Annotated in this window: 24 protein-coding genes; 1 reads left to right on the forward strand and 23 read right to left on the reverse strand. The window is 28.9% G+C overall.

Annotated features, from left to right (window positions below; translation table 11 throughout):
* The first annotated feature begins 26 nt into the window (after positions 1–26).
* Positions 27–332, forward strand: coding sequence for a hypothetical protein (locus tag ACA135_RS05185; protein ID WP_409197702.1), 306 nt, complete (start codon positions 27–29; stop codon positions 330–332).
* A gap of 40 nt (positions 333–372) precedes the next feature.
* Here ACA135_RS05185 and ACA135_RS05190 read toward each other — a convergent pair whose 3' ends face one another.
* From ACA135_RS05190 to endA, 23 genes are all read right to left on the reverse strand, one after another.
* Positions 373–1,077 carry an ABC transporter ATP-binding protein gene (locus tag ACA135_RS05190; protein WP_409197703.1) on the reverse strand — a complete coding sequence of 235 codons (705 nt, stop codon included), beginning with the start codon at positions 1,075–1,077 and terminating at the stop codon, positions 373–375.
* A 15-nt stretch (positions 1,078–1,092) separates the two neighbouring features.
* Positions 1,093–2,241 carry an ABC transporter permease gene (locus ACA135_RS05195; protein WP_409197704.1) on the reverse strand — a complete coding sequence of 383 codons (1,149 nt, stop codon included), beginning with the start codon at positions 2,239–2,241 and terminating at the stop codon, positions 1,093–1,095.
* Between the two features lie 136 nt (positions 2,242–2,377).
* Positions 2,378–3,805: an argininosuccinate lyase gene (gene argH / locus ACA135_RS05200; protein WP_409197705.1), complete on the reverse strand. Its 1,428-nt coding sequence runs from the start codon at positions 3,803–3,805 to the stop codon at positions 2,378–2,380.
* Positions 3,806–3,987: 182 nt separating this feature from the next.
* On the reverse strand, positions 3,988–4,143 hold the full coding sequence (locus ACA135_RS05205) for a 30S ribosomal protein S27ae (protein WP_409197706.1): 156 nt from the start codon (positions 4,141–4,143) through the stop codon (positions 3,988–3,990).
* A gap of 47 nt (positions 4,144–4,190) precedes the next feature.
* Positions 4,191–4,505 carry a 30S ribosomal protein S24e gene (locus ACA135_RS05210; RefSeq protein ID WP_409197707.1) on the reverse strand — a complete coding sequence of 105 codons (315 nt, stop codon included), beginning with the start codon at positions 4,503–4,505 and terminating at the stop codon, positions 4,191–4,193.
* 91 nt (positions 4,506–4,596) lie between these two features.
* The gene (locus tag ACA135_RS05215) at positions 4,597–5,070 is read right to left on the reverse strand and encodes a GTP-dependent dephospho-CoA kinase family protein (RefSeq protein ID WP_409199091.1); all 474 of its coding nucleotides are present in this window, start codon (positions 5,068–5,070) and stop codon (positions 4,597–4,599) included.
* A gap of 149 nt (positions 5,071–5,219) precedes the next feature.
* Positions 5,220–5,402 carry a transcription elongation factor subunit Spt4 gene (spt4, locus tag ACA135_RS05220; protein WP_409197708.1) on the reverse strand — a complete coding sequence of 61 codons (183 nt, stop codon included), beginning with the start codon at positions 5,400–5,402 and terminating at the stop codon, positions 5,220–5,222.
* Positions 5,399–5,965, reverse strand: coding sequence for a DNA-directed RNA polymerase (locus tag ACA135_RS05225; protein WP_409199092.1), 567 nt, complete (start codon positions 5,963–5,965; stop codon positions 5,399–5,401). Before ACA135_RS05225 ends, spt4 begins: the two co-directional genes overlap by 4 nt.
* Positions 5,966–6,018: 53 nt before the next feature.
* The gene (locus ACA135_RS05230; RefSeq protein ID WP_409197709.1) at positions 6,019–6,543 is read right to left on the reverse strand and encodes an inorganic diphosphatase; all 525 of its coding nucleotides are present in this window, start codon (positions 6,541–6,543) and stop codon (positions 6,019–6,021) included.
* A 66-nt stretch (positions 6,544–6,609) separates the two neighbouring features.
* Entirely contained in the window at positions 6,610–6,963 is a 354-nt protein-coding gene (locus tag ACA135_RS05235) for a PIN domain-containing protein (RefSeq protein ID WP_409197710.1), read from the reverse strand.
* Positions 6,964–7,049: 86 nt separating this feature from the next.
* A complete protein-coding gene (locus ACA135_RS05240) occupies positions 7,050–8,276 on the reverse strand; it encodes a translation initiation factor IF-2 subunit gamma (protein WP_409197711.1) in 1,227 nt (408 codons plus the stop codon).
* Positions 8,277–8,532: 256 nt separating this feature from the next.
* Positions 8,533–8,916 carry a 30S ribosomal protein S6e gene (locus ACA135_RS05245; RefSeq protein ID WP_409197712.1) on the reverse strand — a complete coding sequence of 128 codons (384 nt, stop codon included), beginning with the start codon at positions 8,914–8,916 and terminating at the stop codon, positions 8,533–8,535.
* Positions 8,917–9,012: 96 nt separating this feature from the next.
* Complete coding sequence (infB, locus tag ACA135_RS05250) at positions 9,013–10,800, reverse strand: translation initiation factor IF-2 (RefSeq protein ID WP_409197713.1); 1,788 nt, start codon at positions 10,798–10,800, stop codon at positions 9,013–9,015.
* A 175-nt stretch (positions 10,801–10,975) separates the two neighbouring features.
* Complete coding sequence (gene ndk / locus ACA135_RS05255; RefSeq protein WP_409197714.1) at positions 10,976–11,434, reverse strand: nucleoside-diphosphate kinase; 459 nt, start codon at positions 11,432–11,434, stop codon at positions 10,976–10,978.
* Positions 11,431–11,592: a 50S ribosomal protein L24e gene (locus tag ACA135_RS05260; RefSeq protein WP_409197715.1), complete on the reverse strand. Its 162-nt coding sequence runs from the start codon at positions 11,590–11,592 to the stop codon at positions 11,431–11,433. Before ACA135_RS05260 ends, ndk begins: the two co-directional genes overlap by 4 nt.
* Before the next feature lie 79 nt (positions 11,593–11,671).
* Complete coding sequence (locus tag ACA135_RS05265) at positions 11,672–11,881, reverse strand: 30S ribosomal protein S28e (protein WP_409197716.1); 210 nt, start codon at positions 11,879–11,881, stop codon at positions 11,672–11,674.
* 46 nt (positions 11,882–11,927) lie between these two features.
* Positions 11,928–12,296: a 50S ribosomal protein L7Ae gene (gene rpl7ae / locus ACA135_RS05270; RefSeq protein WP_409197717.1), complete on the reverse strand. Its 369-nt coding sequence runs from the start codon at positions 12,294–12,296 to the stop codon at positions 11,928–11,930.
* Positions 12,297–12,760: 464 nt separating this feature from the next.
* Positions 12,761–13,228 (reverse strand): hypothetical protein, encoded by a 468-nt coding sequence (locus ACA135_RS05275; RefSeq protein ID WP_409197718.1) that lies wholly within the window; start codon positions 13,226–13,228, stop codon positions 12,761–12,763.
* 364 nt (positions 13,229–13,592) lie between these two features.
* Positions 13,593–13,823 carry a histone family protein gene (locus ACA135_RS05280; RefSeq protein ID WP_409199093.1) on the reverse strand — a complete coding sequence of 77 codons (231 nt, stop codon included), beginning with the start codon at positions 13,821–13,823 and terminating at the stop codon, positions 13,593–13,595.
* Positions 13,824–13,961: 138 nt separating this feature from the next.
* On the reverse strand, positions 13,962–15,161 hold the full coding sequence (gene thrC / locus ACA135_RS05285; RefSeq protein ID WP_409197719.1) for a threonine synthase: 1,200 nt from the start codon (positions 15,159–15,161) through the stop codon (positions 13,962–13,964).
* Between the two features lie 220 nt (positions 15,162–15,381).
* Positions 15,382–16,092 (reverse strand): stage II sporulation protein M, encoded by a 711-nt coding sequence (locus ACA135_RS05290; protein WP_409197720.1) that lies wholly within the window; start codon positions 16,090–16,092, stop codon positions 15,382–15,384.
* A 23-nt stretch (positions 16,093–16,115) separates the two neighbouring features.
* Complete coding sequence (locus ACA135_RS05295) at positions 16,116–17,207, reverse strand: tryptophan--tRNA ligase (protein ID WP_409197721.1); 1,092 nt, start codon at positions 17,205–17,207, stop codon at positions 16,116–16,118.
* 20 nt (positions 17,208–17,227) lie between these two features.
* Positions 17,228–17,743 (reverse strand): tRNA-intron lyase, encoded by a 516-nt coding sequence (gene endA, locus ACA135_RS05300; RefSeq protein ID WP_409197722.1) that lies wholly within the window; start codon positions 17,741–17,743, stop codon positions 17,228–17,230.
* Positions 17,744–17,849 lie beyond the last annotated feature (106 nt).

Consider the following 17,849-nt stretch of genomic DNA (forward strand, 5'->3'; position numbering starts at 1 on the left):
AATTTTTATATAGAAGTTGAGTAAAATTGAAAAAGAAAATATGTCCAAGATGTGGATCTGAAAATGTCAAATGGATAATACCTCAAGTTTGGTCCCAATGGTTATGTTATAACTGTGATTATACTGGACCAGTAATAGAAGCAGATGATAAATTACAAAAAGAAATACAGGAAAATTGGGCTTTAAATAAGGAAGAAATCTTAAGTGAAGAAAAAGAACGTTTCGAAGAAACATTTGATGATGAAAGTGAATTTGATAAAAAATTAGATGATGATTTAACTGATGAAGAGATGGAAAAAAAGTTAGATCAATTATTTGAAGAAAATAAATAAAAAAAGAGCATTTTTTTAATAAAAATGCCTTTTTTAAAAATTAGATAGAAATTTTATTATCAAGTAAAGAATCCTCTGAATTTTCAAGGATTTTTCCATCTAAAACTTCAATAACTCGGTCTGCAAGTTTTGCTACATTCATATCATGAGTAACAAGAATTATAGTAACATTTTTTTGTTTATTTAATAAAGTTAATTTTTCAAGAATCTTATTACTAGTTTTAGAATCTAAGGATCCAGTAGGTTCATCAGCTAATACAATAGAAGGATCATTTGCAAGAGATCTGGCAATAGCCACTCTTTGACGTTCACCACCAGATAATTGATTTGGTTTCATTTTAGCCTTATCTTCTATTCCCACATCTTTTAATAAACTTAAAGCTTTAGTTCTTTGATCTTTACTAGAAATTTTTTGTGTAAACATAGGTATTTCAACATTTTCTACTACAGATAGATTAGGTATGAGATTATGTAATTGGAAAATAAAACCTATTTGTTCTGCACGAAATTCATTTAATTTTTTACTTTTTTCTAGATTTATATCCCCTACACGTATTGAACCACTATCCGGAATGTCTAATGCTCCTAACATGTGTAAAAGTGTTGATTTTCCACTACCAGAGGGTCCTATGATTGAAACAAATTCTCCTTTTTTTATGTTGAAACTTATATCATTTAATGCTTTTACTTGACCATTTTCATAAGTTTTCACTAAGTTTTTTACTTCTACAATATTTTCACCCATAATAATTTTCCCTCCTTATTCATATCTTAAAGCTTCTGTTGGTTGTAATTTAGTTGCTTTGATTGCAGGGTATAATCCTCCTAAGAGCCCTACTATAATTGCAACTGCGAATGCTTCTGATATAGTAGTTATGGTAAATATTGGTGTTAATCCATTCATTATTCCCATGGCTGTTATTAGTTCCACACCTATTACTCCCATAATAGTTCCAACTATAGCTGATATTACTGTTATAACTACAGATTCTCCCATTATCATTAGTAATATTTTTTTACTACTCCATCCAACAGCTTTCAATACTCCTATTTCTCGGGTTCTTTCCATTACACTCATTAGCATAGTGTTGATAATTCCTAATCCTCCAATGATTATAGCAAGTAAACTTATTGCCCAAGATGCACTGTTTAACATATCTATTACACTTTGCATTGATGAAATATCGGAAACTGAACTTATAGTAGTTACATTATCCTTATATAAGTTATCGATTCTTTGTGTAACTTGATTTACATCTGCTCCTTTATCTACTTTAACATATATCATGGAAACATTTCCTTTTGCATCATCTATGTTTTGTGCATTTTCTAAGCTGGTGTATACTCCTTGATCTTGGTTACTATCTCCAGTTTCATATGTTCCAACTATATGATATGTTTTATCATTAAGAGTTAAATTGTCACCTACTGTTTTGTTTAATTGTTCTGCTGAGAGTTTTCCCATTATCATTTCTGAAGTATTTTTATGGTAAGAGGTTCCATTGGTTATTGTTAACTCTGCAAATTTTGATTGGCTTGGGTCTAATCCTATAACAACTAAGTAACCATTTAATCCTTGAGGTTGTACCATAGTATTGTATATACCTACTGCAGAATTTACTCCCGTTACATTTAATATTTTCCCAACCCATGATTGGTTTAATGGTGTGGCACCAAATGATGCCATATTCTGTTGTGACATTCCTGAGTCAGTATTATTTTCATTTCCTGCAACTGTAAAGTCTGAGCCTCCAGCATGTAGGGTATCGTCAACACCGGCTACCATTCCTTCAGTCATTGCTCCTAGCGCTACTATTGTTGCTATTCCTATCCCTATTCCTATTATTGCAAGGATTGCTCGGGATTTACTCCTAAATGGGTTTTTAAGTATTAATTTTAAAAATGACATTATTTTTTTAATCCTTTAGTTTATTTAATTAAATTATAAAATAGTACAAAATTGAACTATCATATGTTAGTATATTGTTTATTATAATATATAAAAATAAGGTGAAAAAATAAAAATATAAAAAAAGTAAAAAATTTTAATCTTTAAAAGATTTCTTTAAAGAAACCTCATTATTAACAAAAGAAATCATATTAGTTCTAGCTAGCTCAACCATTTTAGGAGAAGGACCACCAGGAACATTTCTCATCTTAACATTTTCTAATGGATTAAGAGCAGTATGAACTAAATCATCACCTAAATTAAGTTTATTAAAACCTAATTCAACAGCAACATCATCAACATAAACTGAAGTAATATCCTCAGCACTTAAACCATTACTAATAGCTTCATTAACTATCCGACCAACAATTTTATGAGCAGTACGGAAAGGAATTTTACGTTCACGAACCATAATATCTGCAAGATCAGTAGCAGTAGCAAAATTCTTACTAGCTAAATCTAAACATCTATCTGTATTAAACTTAACAGACAATAACATATGTTTAACTATCTCTAAAGTATCATAACTATTTTGAATAGCATTCCAAAGATGAGGAGTGAGTTCTTGTAAATCCCTATTGTAAGTATAAGGTAAAGCTTTAAGCATAGTTAAAATTGTAACTAATTCCCCATTAGCAATGGTAGCTTTACTTCTTGCAACTTCAGCAACATCAGGATTTTTTTTCTGAGGCATAATACTACTTGTACTACAATATTCATCAGCCATTGTAATAACCCCAAATTCATAAGTACTCCAAAGAACTAACTCTTCACAAATTTTAGATAATGTAGTACATAATTGAGTTAAATCAAAAACAGTTTCAGCAATAAAATCTCGTGCAGCAACTCCATCCATACTATTCTCCATATATGAATCAAAACCTAAAAGTCGAGTTGTTAATTCCCGATTAATTGGAAAACTAGTAGTGGTCATAGCTGCAGAGCCTAATGGATTTATATTAACTCTTTTATAAGTATCATCTAAACGCTGATAATCTCTTTTTAAACTTTGAGCATAAGCCATTAAGTGATGTGCTACAGTAATAGGTTGAGCATGTTGTAAGTGAGTGAAACCTATGAAAACAGATTCTTTATATTCACCCGCAAGGTCAACTATACCACTTATAAAATCTAAAATATTAAATTGCATTTCTCTTATTTTTTCACGTAAAACAAGACGAATATCAGTAGCTACTTGATCATTTCTAGATTTAGCAGTATGCATGAAACCTGCTTCAGGACCTATTTTATTAGTTACATAATTTTCAACAGCCATATGCACATCCTCTACAGAGGGATCAAATTCTAATACATTATATCCTTCATCCTTAAGTGAAATTAATGCATCGATAATATGATCAGCTATATCAGAATCTATTATGTTCTCTTCTTTTAACATTAATGTATGTGCCATGTTACACTTTACATCTGCATTGAAAATGATTTTATCAAATTCAAGGGATGAAGTGTATTCAGCTGCTTCATCTGTCATTTCTTTTTCTAATCTTCCACTTCTAAGTTTCATGACTTCACCTTAAAAAAAATTTTATATTAATTAGTTTATATAATTTTCTAGATATTAAAATGTAGAAAAAATAGTATTAAGTATGTAAATATTTGAATTTAAAAAAAAATGAGCGTATTTATTATGAATTTAAAAAAAAATGGATAGTTAAGTAATAAAAAATATAATAATTTTTTATAAACTTAATCTTTATTTTTCATTTCAGTGTATCCACATTTACCACATGCGTATCTATCACCGTGGTCTGCCATAAATACTCCATTTCCACAACGTGGGCAGATTGGATTTTTACGTTCTATTTTATCGCCATCGACTTTGTAAAGACTACTTACTTTCATTTAATTTTCTCCCTTAAAATTTATTTTATTAAAATATTAGACTAATTTTATTCTTCTGCTTCTTCAGATTCTTCTGGAGCTTCAGGTTCAGTATTTTTTTCAATAACACTAGTGGTTTCAACTTTCTTTAAAGCTGCTTCATTATTGTATACTTTTGCATATCCTATTGCAATAGGTTCACCATAAGATGGTTTAATAGTATCTATTACAATTAAATCTTTTTTAGTATCTAAAAGTGCAATAAGTTTACTTTTAACAGTCATTGTGTTAGGAGTAGCTTCTCCTTCATAATCAATTTCAAATTTAACTTCAGTTCTTTCTAAAACATTGTTTTCTTTTTTTTCTATGATAGTGTATTCCATTATTAAACCTCATTATATATTTATTTTTTATATTTAAAATATCCAATTATTATTAATTTTTTGGGGTTTTCTTTATTTAATAAAAAGCATATTAATGTTTACTATAAGACATTAATTCTTTTGCTTTAGATTTAACATCTGAAGCTTTTACATAAACTAAACCTTCATTTGGTTGTCCATATAATATAATAGTATCTTCAGGTGCAATCAAGATGCAAGGAAGAACTGCAAGATCTTCTTCCCCTTTAACTACAATTTGACGTTTAAGTCCATCAGTATTGATAGCTTTAATAGCAGATTCTATGGTTTCCCATAGATCATCTGTAATTGTTCCTGCGGGATTATTTACTTCAAGAATGTTATTTTGTATTAAATCATGAGAATGATCTTTTCTTTGTATACGATTATCAATTATCCCAAGATGTGGTGTTAAATCGTTATCCTTTAAATTTTTAGTAGTTTGATCTCCTACTGAGATTAAAAAATCTGCTTTCTTTATATCAGGAATCGCATCCTCAAAATTTGGATATAATTTTCCAAGTGGTTTTTTGAATTCTGATATCATATCATTATTTAATATAAACAAGATTTTAACCTCTAATTATGTTTTAATTTAATTATATATTTAATATTTATATTTAAAAAGAATAATTAAAAAAAATTATATTCTTTTAGTAATTTGACAAATTTTTTTTTATGAAAAGTTTTAATTAATTATCTAACTCTTAATGCATATTCGCCTTTAAGAGATATATTTAATTCTTTAGCAACATCAGAATTATCAGGATCAGTTATGATTACTAATCCACTCCAATTTGAGCTTGTAGGGTTTTTACAAACAGGACATCTTTCTTTAGAAGTTAACATTTTACAAGAGGTACATGCTTTTTCACTCATTTTTTAGCCTTCTTACCTTTTTTATTCTTGTTTTTTTCTTCTTCAATCCATTCAAATCTACCTAAACCATTTTGTCTCATAGTTAACCCTATACGTGTATCATTAACAGATTTTCCTTTTAGACTAAGAGCAACAATTCTTGCTCTTACACGGTTAGTTTCTTCTAAAGATTTATTAGATTCTTTACCAAGAAGTGCTCCTCTTTTGAAATCATAATTAATATAATCATCAGTTACTTGAGAAACATGAACAAGACCATCCATTGGTCCAATTCTTACAAATGCTCCAAATTCAGCTATTTCTATTACTTCACCTTCAACAATTTCTTGTTGTTCTGGTTTGTAAAAGATAGCATTGAATGTTACATGATGGTAAGCTGCTCCATCACCCATTATGAGTACACCATCATCGATTTCATCGATACTTGTTACTGCTACCATTAAACCTAATTTTTTATCTAAAACACCATTATATTCATCGTTTAATGTTTGAATAGCAACATCATCAAGAGGGTCTTCAAATTTATAAGGTGGGATTCTTACTGTGTCTTGAATTTTACTCATATAATACAAATTTATCCCTTCTTTTCTCTTTTATTATTTATAATTTCTCTGTTTTAGTATTTTTCTTTATACATATCGATAGAACGTACTAATTCTGTTTTTGCAGCATCAATATCTTCCCAATCTAAAACATCTACTTTTTTACCTTGTAAATTTTTATATACACTGAAGAAATGTTGTACTTCTTTTTTAAATGCTTCAGGCACATCATCAATATTTTGTATTTCTGCAAATCTTGGATCATCTACAGGTACTGCAAGTATTTTATAATCTTTTTCTCCAGTATCAATCATACCCATTATACCTACAGGTCTTACTTTTAATAAGCATCCTGGGAATGTTGGTTGTTGCATCATTACTAATACATCCATTGGATCGCCATCATCATAAGTTGTTTGTGGTATGAAACCATAATCTGCTGGGTAATGTACGGGAGAATATAATACTCTATCTAATTCAAATGCTTCAGCTTCTTTATTATATTCATATTTGTTACGAGAGCCTTTAGGAACTTCAATTATTGCATTGAATTCGTCTGGTATGTTTTCTCCTGGTTTTAAATCTTTCCATAAATTCATTTTTTTGCCACCATTATCTTTTTTGTCAATAAATATTTTATTTAATATTAGTATGAAATATTTTATTTAAATATAACCATCTACTGCTACATATCTTTTTTGTCTTAAGTAAACGATCGTTCTTCCTTGATTTTTAGCCCTTTGTTTTAATTCTTTATCGTTTGTGGCTAAAACTTTACTTACTCTAATCAAAGCATCGTCTACAGTTTCTTTTTCTTGTAATGATATGTTTTTTATTTTTATTTTAGATGATTGTGCATATTTTAAAGCTAATCCTGCTTCTACCCTAGTTTTGCCTTTTTGATTTCTTTTTAAACCTTTTAATTCATTGATAACGAATTGAGGGGTTGTTAATTTATAAGAGGGAAAGGCTTTTTCAAGTTCATCAATTATATCTATATTGAACTGAAAGGGAATCATGAAAAATTCGTATCTAATATTATTTCTTTTTGATTTTCCATGATATTTAATACCTCTTATATTTATATATTGTATTAAAAATTTTTTTATTGGATAATACCGAAACCTATTAATCTCCAACGTGCTCCAACTCTACGACTTAGTGCTAATCTGTCACCACTATCTGCACATACAGGGAGTTTTAAGTTTACGTGGAAATCATCACCGGAAACTTCATCTACTACTCCAATTGTAGTAGTTGTTCCACAATTTATCATTAATGGTTCATGTAATTTAATTGGGGAAACTTCTCTTTCTTCTTTAGTACCAACTACACGATCTAATAAGTTTGCTTTCATATTGAAGTTATGTAATACATCTGGTAAGGAACCTTCTTTACCTGCAACAGAACCGGATAAAGTATCAGCTTTTGTTAATGATGGATCAAGTTTTGTAGCTACTCCTATTAATCCTCCAGGACCTACTTCTTCAACATGTTGTCCACCTACTTCTAAACCAACAATTTCACTTTTAAGATTAATCCATTTAGAATGTTTACCTTCACCGATATTGATTCCTGGGCGGATTTCAATAGTGTCTCCAACTTTAAGTTTTCCTTGAATGAGACTTCCACCTATAACTCCTCCACGAAGTTTTTTAGGAGGTGAACCTGGTTTGTTTATATCAAATGATCTTGCTACATACATACGTGCAGGTTTTTCAATATCATGTTCTGGAGTTTTTATAACTTCACCCATAGCTTCAATTAATATATCCATATTTGCTCCTTGTTGAGCTGAAACTGGGATGATTGGTGCGTTTTCTGCACAGGTACCTTTTACAAATTCTTGTATTTCTTTATAACTTTCAATTGCTCTCTTTTTTGGGACAATGTCTATCTTGTTTTGAACAACAACTACATCTTTTACTCCAATTACATCTAGAGCCATTAAGTGTTCTTTTGTTTGTGGTTGAGGACATTTTTCATTTGCAGCGATTACTAATACTGCACCATCCATTATAGCTGCACCAGATAACATGGTAGCCATAAGAGTTTCGTGTCCTGGAGCATCAACAAAAGATACTTGTCTTAAAAGTTCAGTTTCACTTCCACAATGCTCACAAGTTTTTTTAGTAGTATAACATAAAGGCTCGTCACATTTTGGACATTTTCTAAATTCTATATCTGCATATCCTAATCGGATAGATATTCCTCTTTTAGTTTCTTCACTATGAGTGTCTGTCCATACTCCAGATAATGCTTTGGTAAGAGTTGTTTTACCATGGTCGACATGACCCACTAAGCCTATGTTTACATCAGATTGTACTGTCACAGATTACACCTGCTAATTATTTTTTTTATTTAATTTTTTTATTTCGTATATAAGTGATAAAAAAAGGAATTGTTTTAAAAAAAACTATTACCCTCTTTTTTTATAATCGTTAAAAATCTATTTATATATTTATTATTTTTTAAATTTATATTATTGTATAAATTATAATTATTATATTTAATTTAAATTCTTTTTAAGAGTTTTCATTAAATAAAATTAAAAATTTAATTGAAAAATAGTTAAAAAAATATTATAACTATTCTTCAGCTTCTTCTTCAGGATTTAAGATTTCAGCTAATGATTTGCTACCATTTTTAGTAACAATAGTGTTAATTTGAACTATATCATCAGATATGACGTTTCCTCTTAAAGTTTTTCGTCTTTTAACACCATTATTTTTTGGATTGTAACCTACTCCATTAGATAAGAGACTTCTAACTCTTCTTGGTCCAGAAATATCACGTCTCATAGGGAAACCGTTTTTATCACTACCACCAGTGAGTTTAAGAGTGTATCCTTCTAATCCTATGACATTACCATCGAATTCTTCACCAAGAGATAAGCCTACAATTTGTTTAGCATCTTCAGCTTCAACTTGATAAGTTTCTGCTTTATCTGAAACAACTATTTTGAATGCCAAATAAATTCCTCCATTATTTTTTTTAATTTTTAAAATGTTTAATAATTTTAGTAAAATGATTTTTCTAATATAAAATTAGAAAAATTATTGTTAAATTTATTCAAATAAACCGAATTTACCCCATTCAAAATCATCTTTACGTTTAATACGTACAAATTCTTCTAAACAAGCTAATTCATCATCATTTAATTTATCCTTGAATTTTCTTTCAATAACTTTAAAATGTTTTTCAGGAATATCCACGTATAAGCTATCTCCCTCTTCAAAGTCTTTACCTGCAATAGCATCATTAATTGCCATTGCAACTTGTTGACCACGACTCATACTTGGTAAAGTTTCACCTTTATCTTCCATACTAGCTATTGAACCTACTTTATTACCATTTTCATCCATTAAAATATAACCGGGTTTTACAGTACCATTTAAAACTTCAATACCGCAAATAGCAGGTTTTGATTGTCTGAAAATAAGTTTAGGAAGAATCATAATTTTAGCTGGTTTTATTAAAGAATCAAGTAAATGTTTTTTAACAGCACTCTTTCTTTCTTCTAACCAATCATGATGATCTTCAGTTAATTTATAAATTACATTACCTTGGAATAATTTAAGAGATGTTTCTTCAAGTTCTCTTCTTGCTTTTGGATGAACATCAACATTAAAAGCAATAATTACCCCATGATCAGGATCTTCTTTTTGTGAGATAGATGCTTTAATAACATCCTTTTTATTAACATCTCCAATATCTGCAGATCTAATTGGAATTTTTTCTTGATTAAGTATATTAACAACTGCTTCAAGTGAACCTAAAGTATCTGCTTTAACTAAAACACCATTTTCTTCAGTGTCTATAGTGATATCTTCAATTTCTTTTAGGATTTCTTTTTTAACATCTTCTTCATCATTAATAACACGTAAAGGTGAACCAGACACTACATCTTCTAAGTTAGGTGCTGCTATTTTAACTCCTGCTGCAGCGACAATTTCATCAACTTTTTGGAATCTTTTCTTAGAATCTCGCATTTCTTCTAAAGGATTTGGTTTAAGTATAGATCTAACATTAGTTGTTAATATCTCATTTTTAAGCATTAAAACTATTTCATCATTAGTTCTTAAAACCCCATCATAAATGATAGTGTCAATTGTCATTCCTAATCCTGTTTCTTCTTTAACTTCAAGAACTGTACCTTTAGCAGGTGCATTTTCATGTATTTCTAACTGTTGTGTTAAATATTCTTGAGCTAAACCTAAAAGCATTGCATTTAATTCTATTATTCCTTCACCAGTGCTTGCACTAACTGGAATTATTGATATTTGACTTGCATAGGAGCTTATTCTATCAAATCTTTCTGATTGAAAACCTAATTTATGTAGTTCTCCAACAAGTTCATACAGTTTTTGATTAAGATCTTGTTGCACACTAGGTGCTTGTTCTTGAAATGATTGTGTGAATGAATTTCCCGGATGGGATTCCCAACCAAATATTTTATCAATTTTATTAGCTGCAACGACAAAAGGGGTTTTATACATTTTAAGGATATTTATTGCTTCAATAGTTTGAGGTTTAAAACCTTCATTTATATCCACTATAAGTATTGCTAAATCTGCTAAAGCTCCTCCACGTTTTCTTAGTGATGTGAATGCTGCATGTCCTGGAGTGTCTATGAAAAATAAACCTGGAATTGTATCTTTAATAGAGAGTTTTGATATGAAGTTTCCACAAATATCTTTAATAGTACTTATAGGAATTTCTGTTGCTCCTATATGCTGTGTAATTCCACCAGCTTCTCTATCAGCCACAGTACTTCCTCTGATATAGTCTAGTAGTGTGGTTTTACCATGATCTACATGACCTAATACAGATATGATTGGTGATCTTATCTTCATTTTTACTCCACTCCTCTTTAATGTTATTTTTTTAATAGTTTCCTCATCAAAAAAAAAGTCTTTTCTTTTTTTCCGTAAAATTTTTTTTTTATTCTCTAAAAAATTAATTAATATGATTTATTAAATTTTTTTGAGTTTTTAATGATGTATGGGTTTGTATAATTAAAATATTAGATTATAACTCTTCATAAATCCAAGTGTTATCTACCATATCATAATCTACTATTTCATCTTCATTAAAGAATAAACCAATTTCTCTTTCAGCAGATTCCGGTGCATCTGAAGCGTGGATTATGTTTCTTCCAGTTTGGATTCCATAATCTCCTCTGATGGTTCCGAGTTCTGCTTCTTGAGGATTAGTTGCGCCAACCATTTTTCTGATTAAGCTTATTGCATCGTCTCCTTCAATGACCATTGCAAGTACAGGGCCACTAATGATGTAATCTACTAAATCATTAAAGAATGGTTTTTCACTGTGTTCTCCATAATGTTCTTTAGCTAAGTCTTCACTTATAGTCATTAGTTTTATTGCTTTTAATTGGAGACCTTTTTCTTCAAATCTTGTTAATATTTTACCCATTAAGCGTCTTGCGACTGCATCAGGCTTCATCATTACAAAGCTTTTTTCCATCATTCTTTAACCCATTTAACTTTTCTTGGAACTCTTCCAAGTTGTATCATATTTTTTTCACATTTACTACTACAAAAGAAATAGATGCTTCCATCTTTTTTAACGTACATTTTTCCAGTACCTTCTTCTATTTCTTTGTTACAGAATGAACAAGTTCTCATGTTCTTACACCTTCTAAATATATTATAGATTAAGCAGTTAATATTTTGAACCTTAAAATTAAATAAATTTTATTTAAATTTATGGGGTTCTAATTTCTTTAGCTTCTCTAATTGTGTCGAGTAACATCAAAACATCTCCCTTACGTACAGGGCCCATGATGTTTCTTGTTAAAATTCTTCCTTTGTCTCTTCCATCGAGAATTCTGCATTTTACTTGCATGATTTCTCCAGTCATACCAGTTCTGTGTAAAACTTCTATGACTTCTGCTGGAACTCCTTCGTCATTCATTTTTTTATCCTCCTGTTTATATTATACTGGAAAACAGAGAATGTGATTATTCTTTGAGTTCAGCGACTTTTTCAACAATTTCGTTTACTAAATCTTCTGCTTCACCTGCATCTACAATACAAGCTGATGCGGTTCCAACGCTTAATCCTGCAGCTCCACCGACTTTTTCTTTAGTTGGTAAGTATGCGTAAGGAATTTCGTTTTCTTCTGCGAGTAATGGTAAATGTGCTACAATTTCAGCAGGATCTACATCTTCAGCGATAACGACAAGTTTTGCGTCACCTCTTTCAATAAATTTAGTTACTTCGTTAGTTCCTTTTGCTACCTTTCCGGTATTTTTTGCTGATTCTAAAGCTTCTTCGGTTTTTTGAGCTATTTCTTCTGGGGTGTCAAATTTTACATAAATGTTTGCCATATTAATTTACCTCCTTTTTCATCTGGCGTGAATTTTTTGCCATCCATCGGCAAATTATTATAACTGCACAGTTTTAAAATAAGTATTTTTTCTGTGGTTATAATAATCAAAACAGTGACTTTTTTAATATTTTATTAAATTGTCACAAATATTTAGTTTTAATCTATAACTCATGAAATTATATTCATATCACTAAATAATATAAACCATTAATTTATTTTTTTGTTTATATATTTTCAATGAATATTATTAGTAAAAATTAGCTAATAATATATTTTCTAAAATTTAGGATTTATGAAATAAATTCTAGAGAACTAGACAATATTAAATTTAGTTGTTATACCTTATATACTTAACTCTTTAAGGATTATAAAATATTTAAAAAAAGAGTGAATAAATTTTTTAATAATCCTTATATTATGTATTATATAGGATTATTTAAATTTTTTCATTAAATTTTGAAATTATGAACTTTCTGGGGATTGAACTCTTCCAGGAAATTCAAAATTAAAGAAGTATTCTGCTAATTTAATGCTTAAAGGCATTACTAATGCAGTTACTAATAAGTATGCAACAACCCATCTAAACGGCCATCCAAAAATTAGTATACTTAATGGCATTCCACCAAATACATAAGCTAATATAAAAGGCATTATAAATGATTCACATAAACTTATGAAGAAAGCCACAGGATTCCATAACTTACCATGTGGAGGGAATGTGAAAAAGTGTTGCGCAAGTCTTAAACTTACAGGAATAACTACTAAGTTAACTGTAAAATAAGCTATTATCCATCTGATTACCCATTGGCTGAAAAGTGTATATAAACTCATATTACCAAAAGGGACTGCTACTATAAGAGGCATTAAAAGTGACATAAATAAACTTATGAAAAATGCCATAGGGTTCCATATTCTATTTTTTATACTCATAACATATATTTTCCAATTATTATCTGTATTATCTTACAGCATTATTACCTAAATATGATAAAAATTAATAATGATTAAATTAAAATTAAAAGAAATTATTTTAAATAAAATATTGAATTTTTATTATAAAAAATTAGGGTAATGATCTATTATTTATTAGAAATTAAAATAAATCTAAATGATATACATAATTAATTATGTTTTCAGATATTATATACTTTATGGTTATATGATGAAAAAGAGAGAGTATAAATTTGATTAAAAATTTTTATTAAAAAAAGAATATTAAAGATTTTAAAGTAAAAGTTGGAAGGAAAAATGAAAATATAATTAAATCTTCATTAATCCTAAATATTAAATAAACTTAGCAAGTTTTAGTTGCTAATTTAATATCTTCAGCTTTTACAGTTTTTCTACCAGCGTGGCGAGCATATCCAACAGCTTTTTGAGAGATACCTTCTCCACATTCTTCGATTACTTCAGCTAATGCAATTTTTGCATCATCAGATACTCTTTCAGCACCAGCTTTTTTTAAAATTCTGCCTATTGGGGCAATTGGTAATTCACTCATATTTTTCACCTCATTTTTAGTAATAAATATAATAATTTCTTATATATAAATATATCGAAAAAATAGGGCTTAAGAGTAAATATTCTAGCTAAAAAATATTTAAAATTATTATAAAGATACAATTAATTAAAAAAAATAGAAAAAATAAAGGAAAATAGAAAATTACTTATTAAGTAAAAGTTCTTTAATTTTATTTAAATCTGCACTAACTTCCTTAGGTTTAGTACAAGCATTAATAGCAGTATTAGGATCTTTAAGTAAATGTCCAGTGACAATACATACTACTTTTTCACCTTTATCAATTTCACCTTCATTAACTAAACGTTTAACCCCAGCAATACTTGCAGCACTAGCAGGTTCAACACCAACCCCTTCTTTACGTGCCAGTTCTAATTGAGCTGCTAAAATTTCATCATCAGAAACAGTTTGAGCAAATCCATTACTATCATATATTGCATGTAAAGCTTTAATACTACTTACAGGTGCACCAATACGTATAGCAGTAGCAACAGTTTCAGGATTTTCAACTGGAGTCATTTTCATAGTATGTTGATTGAAAGCATTAACTATTGGACATGCTCCTTCTGCTTGGATTCCTGTCATCATAGGTAAATCATCAATAAAACCAGCTTCATGGAATTCTGATACACCTTTCCATATAGCTGAAATATTACCTGCATTACCAACAGGTAAAACAATACGATCAGGAGATTCCCAACCAAGATGATCTACAACTTCATAACCTATAGTTTTTTGTCCTTCTAATCTGTATGGGTTAATACTATTTAATAAGTATAAATATTTTTCTTCAGCTAATTGTGTCATAGCTTTTAATGCTTCATCAAAGTTTCCATCTATACTTACTACTTCTGCACCATGGAACATTGCTTGAGCTAATTTACCAAGAGCAACTTTACCTGAAGGTAAGAATACAATACAACGTTTTCCAGCACGAGCAGCATAAGCTGAAAGAGATGCTGAGGTATTACCAGTACTTGCACATCCAACAGTATCAACACCAAGTTCCATTGCTTTAGTCATACCGAGAGTCATTCCACGATCTTTAAAACTTCCAGTAGGATTAGAACCTTCAACTTTAACATATAAATCTATACCTAATTCTTCACCTAAAGTAGGGCATGGGACAAAAGGTGTTCCCCCTTCATCAAGAGAAACTTTTTTATCAGCATCAACAGGTAAAAATTCTTTATATTTCCATAAATTATCTCTTCTACCTTCAAATGTTTCTTTTGGAATATCATAATCTTCTGTTACAACTTCTAAGATTGAACCACATTTTTTACAATTGTAGATGATTTCATCATCATCATATTCTTCTCCACAGGATACACATCTTATCATTTTTTATCACTTTCAAAATATTTTTTTTGTAAGATTTTATTAAATAAAATTAATAATACTTCATTTTTTATTTCATTTTTTCATAATATAAAAAACTATTCAAAATTTAAAAAAAATTTTTTATTATGATATTTTTAAGCTTAAAGATTTAATAAAAGTTGAAAATAAGTATTTGAAATTAAAAGAAAAATAAAAAAATAAATTATTAGAGATTTATTTTTTATACAGATCCAAAGAAATATTTAAAAATTGTGAAAGCTAAAGGTTTAGTGATATTAGCTTCAACAAATGCTGCAATCATTAAAAGCACTACTGCAACAATAAGTAAAATTATAGATTGTTTAAACATTTTACCATTTTTTCTCCAAGACATTTTAAGTGTTTCTTTTAATGTAATTTTATCTTGGTTGTATACTGGATCAAATATTTCAGTATAAGTATAATCTGGAGATATTAAATTAATTAAGAATTTTATAATAAATGCTAACATTACAAATCCACCAGAACTTGCTATAACTAATGCAGGAATTTCAAATATTCCATGAGGGAGTATAAGTAATAAATATAATATTATTTGGTTATGTGCATTGTATATTGCAGCATAAAATCCTATTAGTAATGCATTTACAATTATAGCTAATATTCCAAATACACCCATTAGTAATGATCCCACATATATTGTTAATGTAGCTATTACATTATTGTAGTATAAACTATGAGTAGTTAATGTTACTTGTCCTGAACTAATTCTTTGTTGGAAAGTTTGAACTACTGGATTCATCAATGTTTGTAAGTTTGCTGCAAAGAAAAACCCTATAAGTGCTGTGATTATAAATATTGCAGCTATTATTAAAATTATATATTTATTTTCAGTGAATGCCGCTTTTACTTCTCTTCCAATTATTTTTAGATAATTTTTTATATTTGTCATTATATTAAAAACCTTTATTATTTTTAGAATAGTGTTTTAGCTATTTCTTTTGCTTCTGGTTGTTTTTCATGTAAGTCTTCAAAGAATTCTTTCATTAATTGACTGGTTCTTGCTTTACAAGCTCCACAAAGTAATGTTCCATTTTTACAATCTTCATGGATTTTATTTAATTCCTTATCAGAATCAATGAGGTGGTATACTAACATTTCATAAATTACACATTCATCTGGTTTTCCACCTAATTCTTTTTGTTCTTGTAAACTTTCTCTTCCACCTGTTTTTGCTGTTTTTACTTTCTTTTCAGCCTGTTTTGGTGTATCATTTAAATATATTGCAGTTTTTGGTTTACTACTTGACATTTTTCCACCAGTTAATCCTGTGAGGAATCTGTGGTATGTGCTTGCTGGTGGTTTGAATTTGTATTCTTCATTCATTTTATCCGCAATATCACGTGTTAATCTAATATGAGGGTCTTGATCAACACCTACAGGTACAACGACTTGTTTTGGCCCTCCATTTTCAGGTATTTGTGGGAGTAATATGTCTGCTACTTGTGTTAGTGGTGCATATAAATGTGCTAAATTTGTGGATTGTGTGAATCCATAAATTGCTTTCATTTCATTGAAATTGGATCTTTTACTGATTTTGAATGTTAAATCTTTTAATAAGTTATTTTGTGATTGTAAATAAACATTTATTTTTTCATTAGTTAAGTCCAATCCTAATGCTATATAATTTGTTAAGTATTCGTTTATTGCTATGTCTTTTGCTTTTTCTAAACTTATTCCTCTTGCTGCATATGATTCCATATCTGCAATAGGTAATGATAATGTTGCACCTTTATCCGCATACCATTTTAATTGGTCCAATACCATTTTGTGTCCTATATGCATTTGTCCACTTGGCATCATTCCAGTCACTACTGCAAATTCTTTTTTTTGGTTTGCTAATGGTATTATTTTATCATAGTCTCTGTGTCCGAATATTACTCCTCTTCTCATTAATCTTGAGGGTTCATTTATTTTTCCTATAATATCTTGGAATTTTTTTATTCCGAATTGGTTTACAAGTTTATCATAATCTACTTGTGATGATGCCCATGGGTCTATTAACATGAAAATTTTACCTCCTTTTTTTATGGTCTTGTCCATTCTACATTATAATATGTTATATCGTGGTCTTCGTCTACTACTGCAAGTAATAATTTCTTATTAACACCATGTGCTACTCTTATATAGCTTGCAAAGTCTAATGCGTGTATGTCATAAGATTCATATAATACTTTAACTAAATAGTCAGAATGTCCTGCACCTGGTTGTCTTCCCCGATCGTATAATCTGAATTCAGATCCATATTTAAATCCGGTTTTTATAATATATCCTCTATCTTTTAAATCTTTATATACTATATATTTTCCAAATAAATCTTGGTTTTTAATTAAAGTTAAGATTTGGTCTTGAGTACATTTTTGATTGTTTTTATAAATGTCTATTCTTCCATTTTCCATTAAGTATAATGCTTCTATTAGAGATAATTCTAATTTATCTTCACTTAATTTCCCAAATCCACTTTTTTGATTGAAGCTTATGGCTCTTTTACTTTCATTATCTATTTTTATTGTTACTGTTTTATCAAATAAGTCGGCACGCATATTAAAGTACAACCTTTTTTTATTATTGTTAAAAATTATTTCATTATCATTTTTTTATTATAAGAATTAGTTAAGAAAAAATTTTTTAATTAATTTATTTGTTTAT

Origin of the sequence: Methanobrevibacter acididurans (genome assembly GCF_046197875.1) — an archaeon.
Classification (GTDB): Archaea; Methanobacteriota; Methanobacteria; order Methanobacteriales; family Methanobacteriaceae; genus Methanobrevibacter_A; species Methanobrevibacter_A acididurans.

Bases quoted from the DNA above. Each gene is read 5' to 3' on its own strand.
- ACA135_RS05230 (WP_409197709.1), bottom strand. From the start codon at position 6,543: ATGAATTTATGGAAAGATTTAAAACCAGGAGAAAACATACCAGACGAA.
- ACA135_RS05235 (WP_409197710.1), bottom strand. From the start codon at position 6,963: ATGATTCCCTTTCAGTTCAATATAGATATAATTGATGAACTTGAAAAA.
- rpl7ae (WP_409197717.1), bottom strand. From the start codon at position 12,296: ATGGCAAACATTTATGTAAAATTTGACACCCCAGAAGAAATAGCTCAA.
- ACA135_RS05205 (WP_409197706.1), bottom strand. From the start codon at position 4,143: ATGAAAGTAAGTAGTCTTTACAAAGTCGATGGCGATAAAATAGAACGT.
- ACA135_RS05225 (WP_409199092.1), bottom strand. From the start codon at position 5,965: ATGAGTAAAATTCAAGACACAGTAAGAATCCCACCTTATAAATTTGAA.
- ACA135_RS05210 (WP_409197707.1), bottom strand. From the start codon at position 4,505: ATGGAATACACTATCATAGAAAAAAAAGAAAACAATGTTTTAGAAAGA.
- ACA135_RS05190 (WP_409197703.1), bottom strand. From the start codon at position 1,077: ATGGGTGAAAATATTGTAGAAGTAAAAAACTTAGTGAAAACTTATGAA.
- ACA135_RS05195 (WP_409197704.1), bottom strand. From the start codon at position 2,241: ATGTCATTTTTAAAATTAATACTTAAAAACCCATTTAGGAGTAAATCC.
- ACA135_RS05265 (WP_409197716.1), bottom strand. From the start codon at position 11,881: ATGAATGACGAAGGAGTTCCAGCAGAAGTCATAGAAGTTTTACACAGA.
- ACA135_RS05295 (WP_409197721.1), bottom strand. From the start codon at position 17,207: ATGTTAATAGACCCATGGGCATCATCACAAGTAGATTATGATAAACTT.
- ACA135_RS05260 (WP_409197715.1), bottom strand. From the start codon at position 11,592: ATGAGAACTTGTTCATTCTGTAACAAAGAAATAGAAGAAGGTACTGGA.
- ndk (WP_409197714.1), bottom strand. From the start codon at position 11,434: ATGATGGAAAAAAGCTTTGTAATGATGAAGCCTGATGCAGTCGCAAGA.
- thrC (WP_409197719.1), bottom strand. From the start codon at position 15,161: ATGATAAGATGTGTATCCTGTGGAGAAGAATATGATGATGATGAAATC.
- ACA135_RS05215 (WP_409199091.1), bottom strand. From the start codon at position 5,070: ATGATATCAGAATTCAAAAAACCACTTGGAAAATTATATCCAAATTTT.
- ACA135_RS05275 (WP_409197718.1), bottom strand. From the start codon at position 13,228: ATGAGTATAAAAAATAGAATATGGAACCCTATGGCATTTTTCATAAGT.
- infB (WP_409197713.1), bottom strand. From the start codon at position 10,800: ATGAAGATAAGATCACCAATCATATCTGTATTAGGTCATGTAGATCAT.
- spt4 (WP_409197708.1), bottom strand. From the start codon at position 5,402: ATGAGTGAAAAAGCATGTACCTCTTGTAAAATGTTAACTTCTAAAGAA.
- endA (WP_409197722.1), bottom strand. From the start codon at position 17,743: ATGCGTGCCGACTTATTTGATAAAACAGTAACAATAAAAATAGATAAT.
- argH (WP_409197705.1), bottom strand. From the start codon at position 3,805: ATGAAACTTAGAAGTGGAAGATTAGAAAAAGAAATGACAGATGAAGCA.
- ACA135_RS05290 (WP_409197720.1), bottom strand. From the start codon at position 16,092: ATGACAAATATAAAAAATTATCTAAAAATAATTGGAAGAGAAGTAAAA.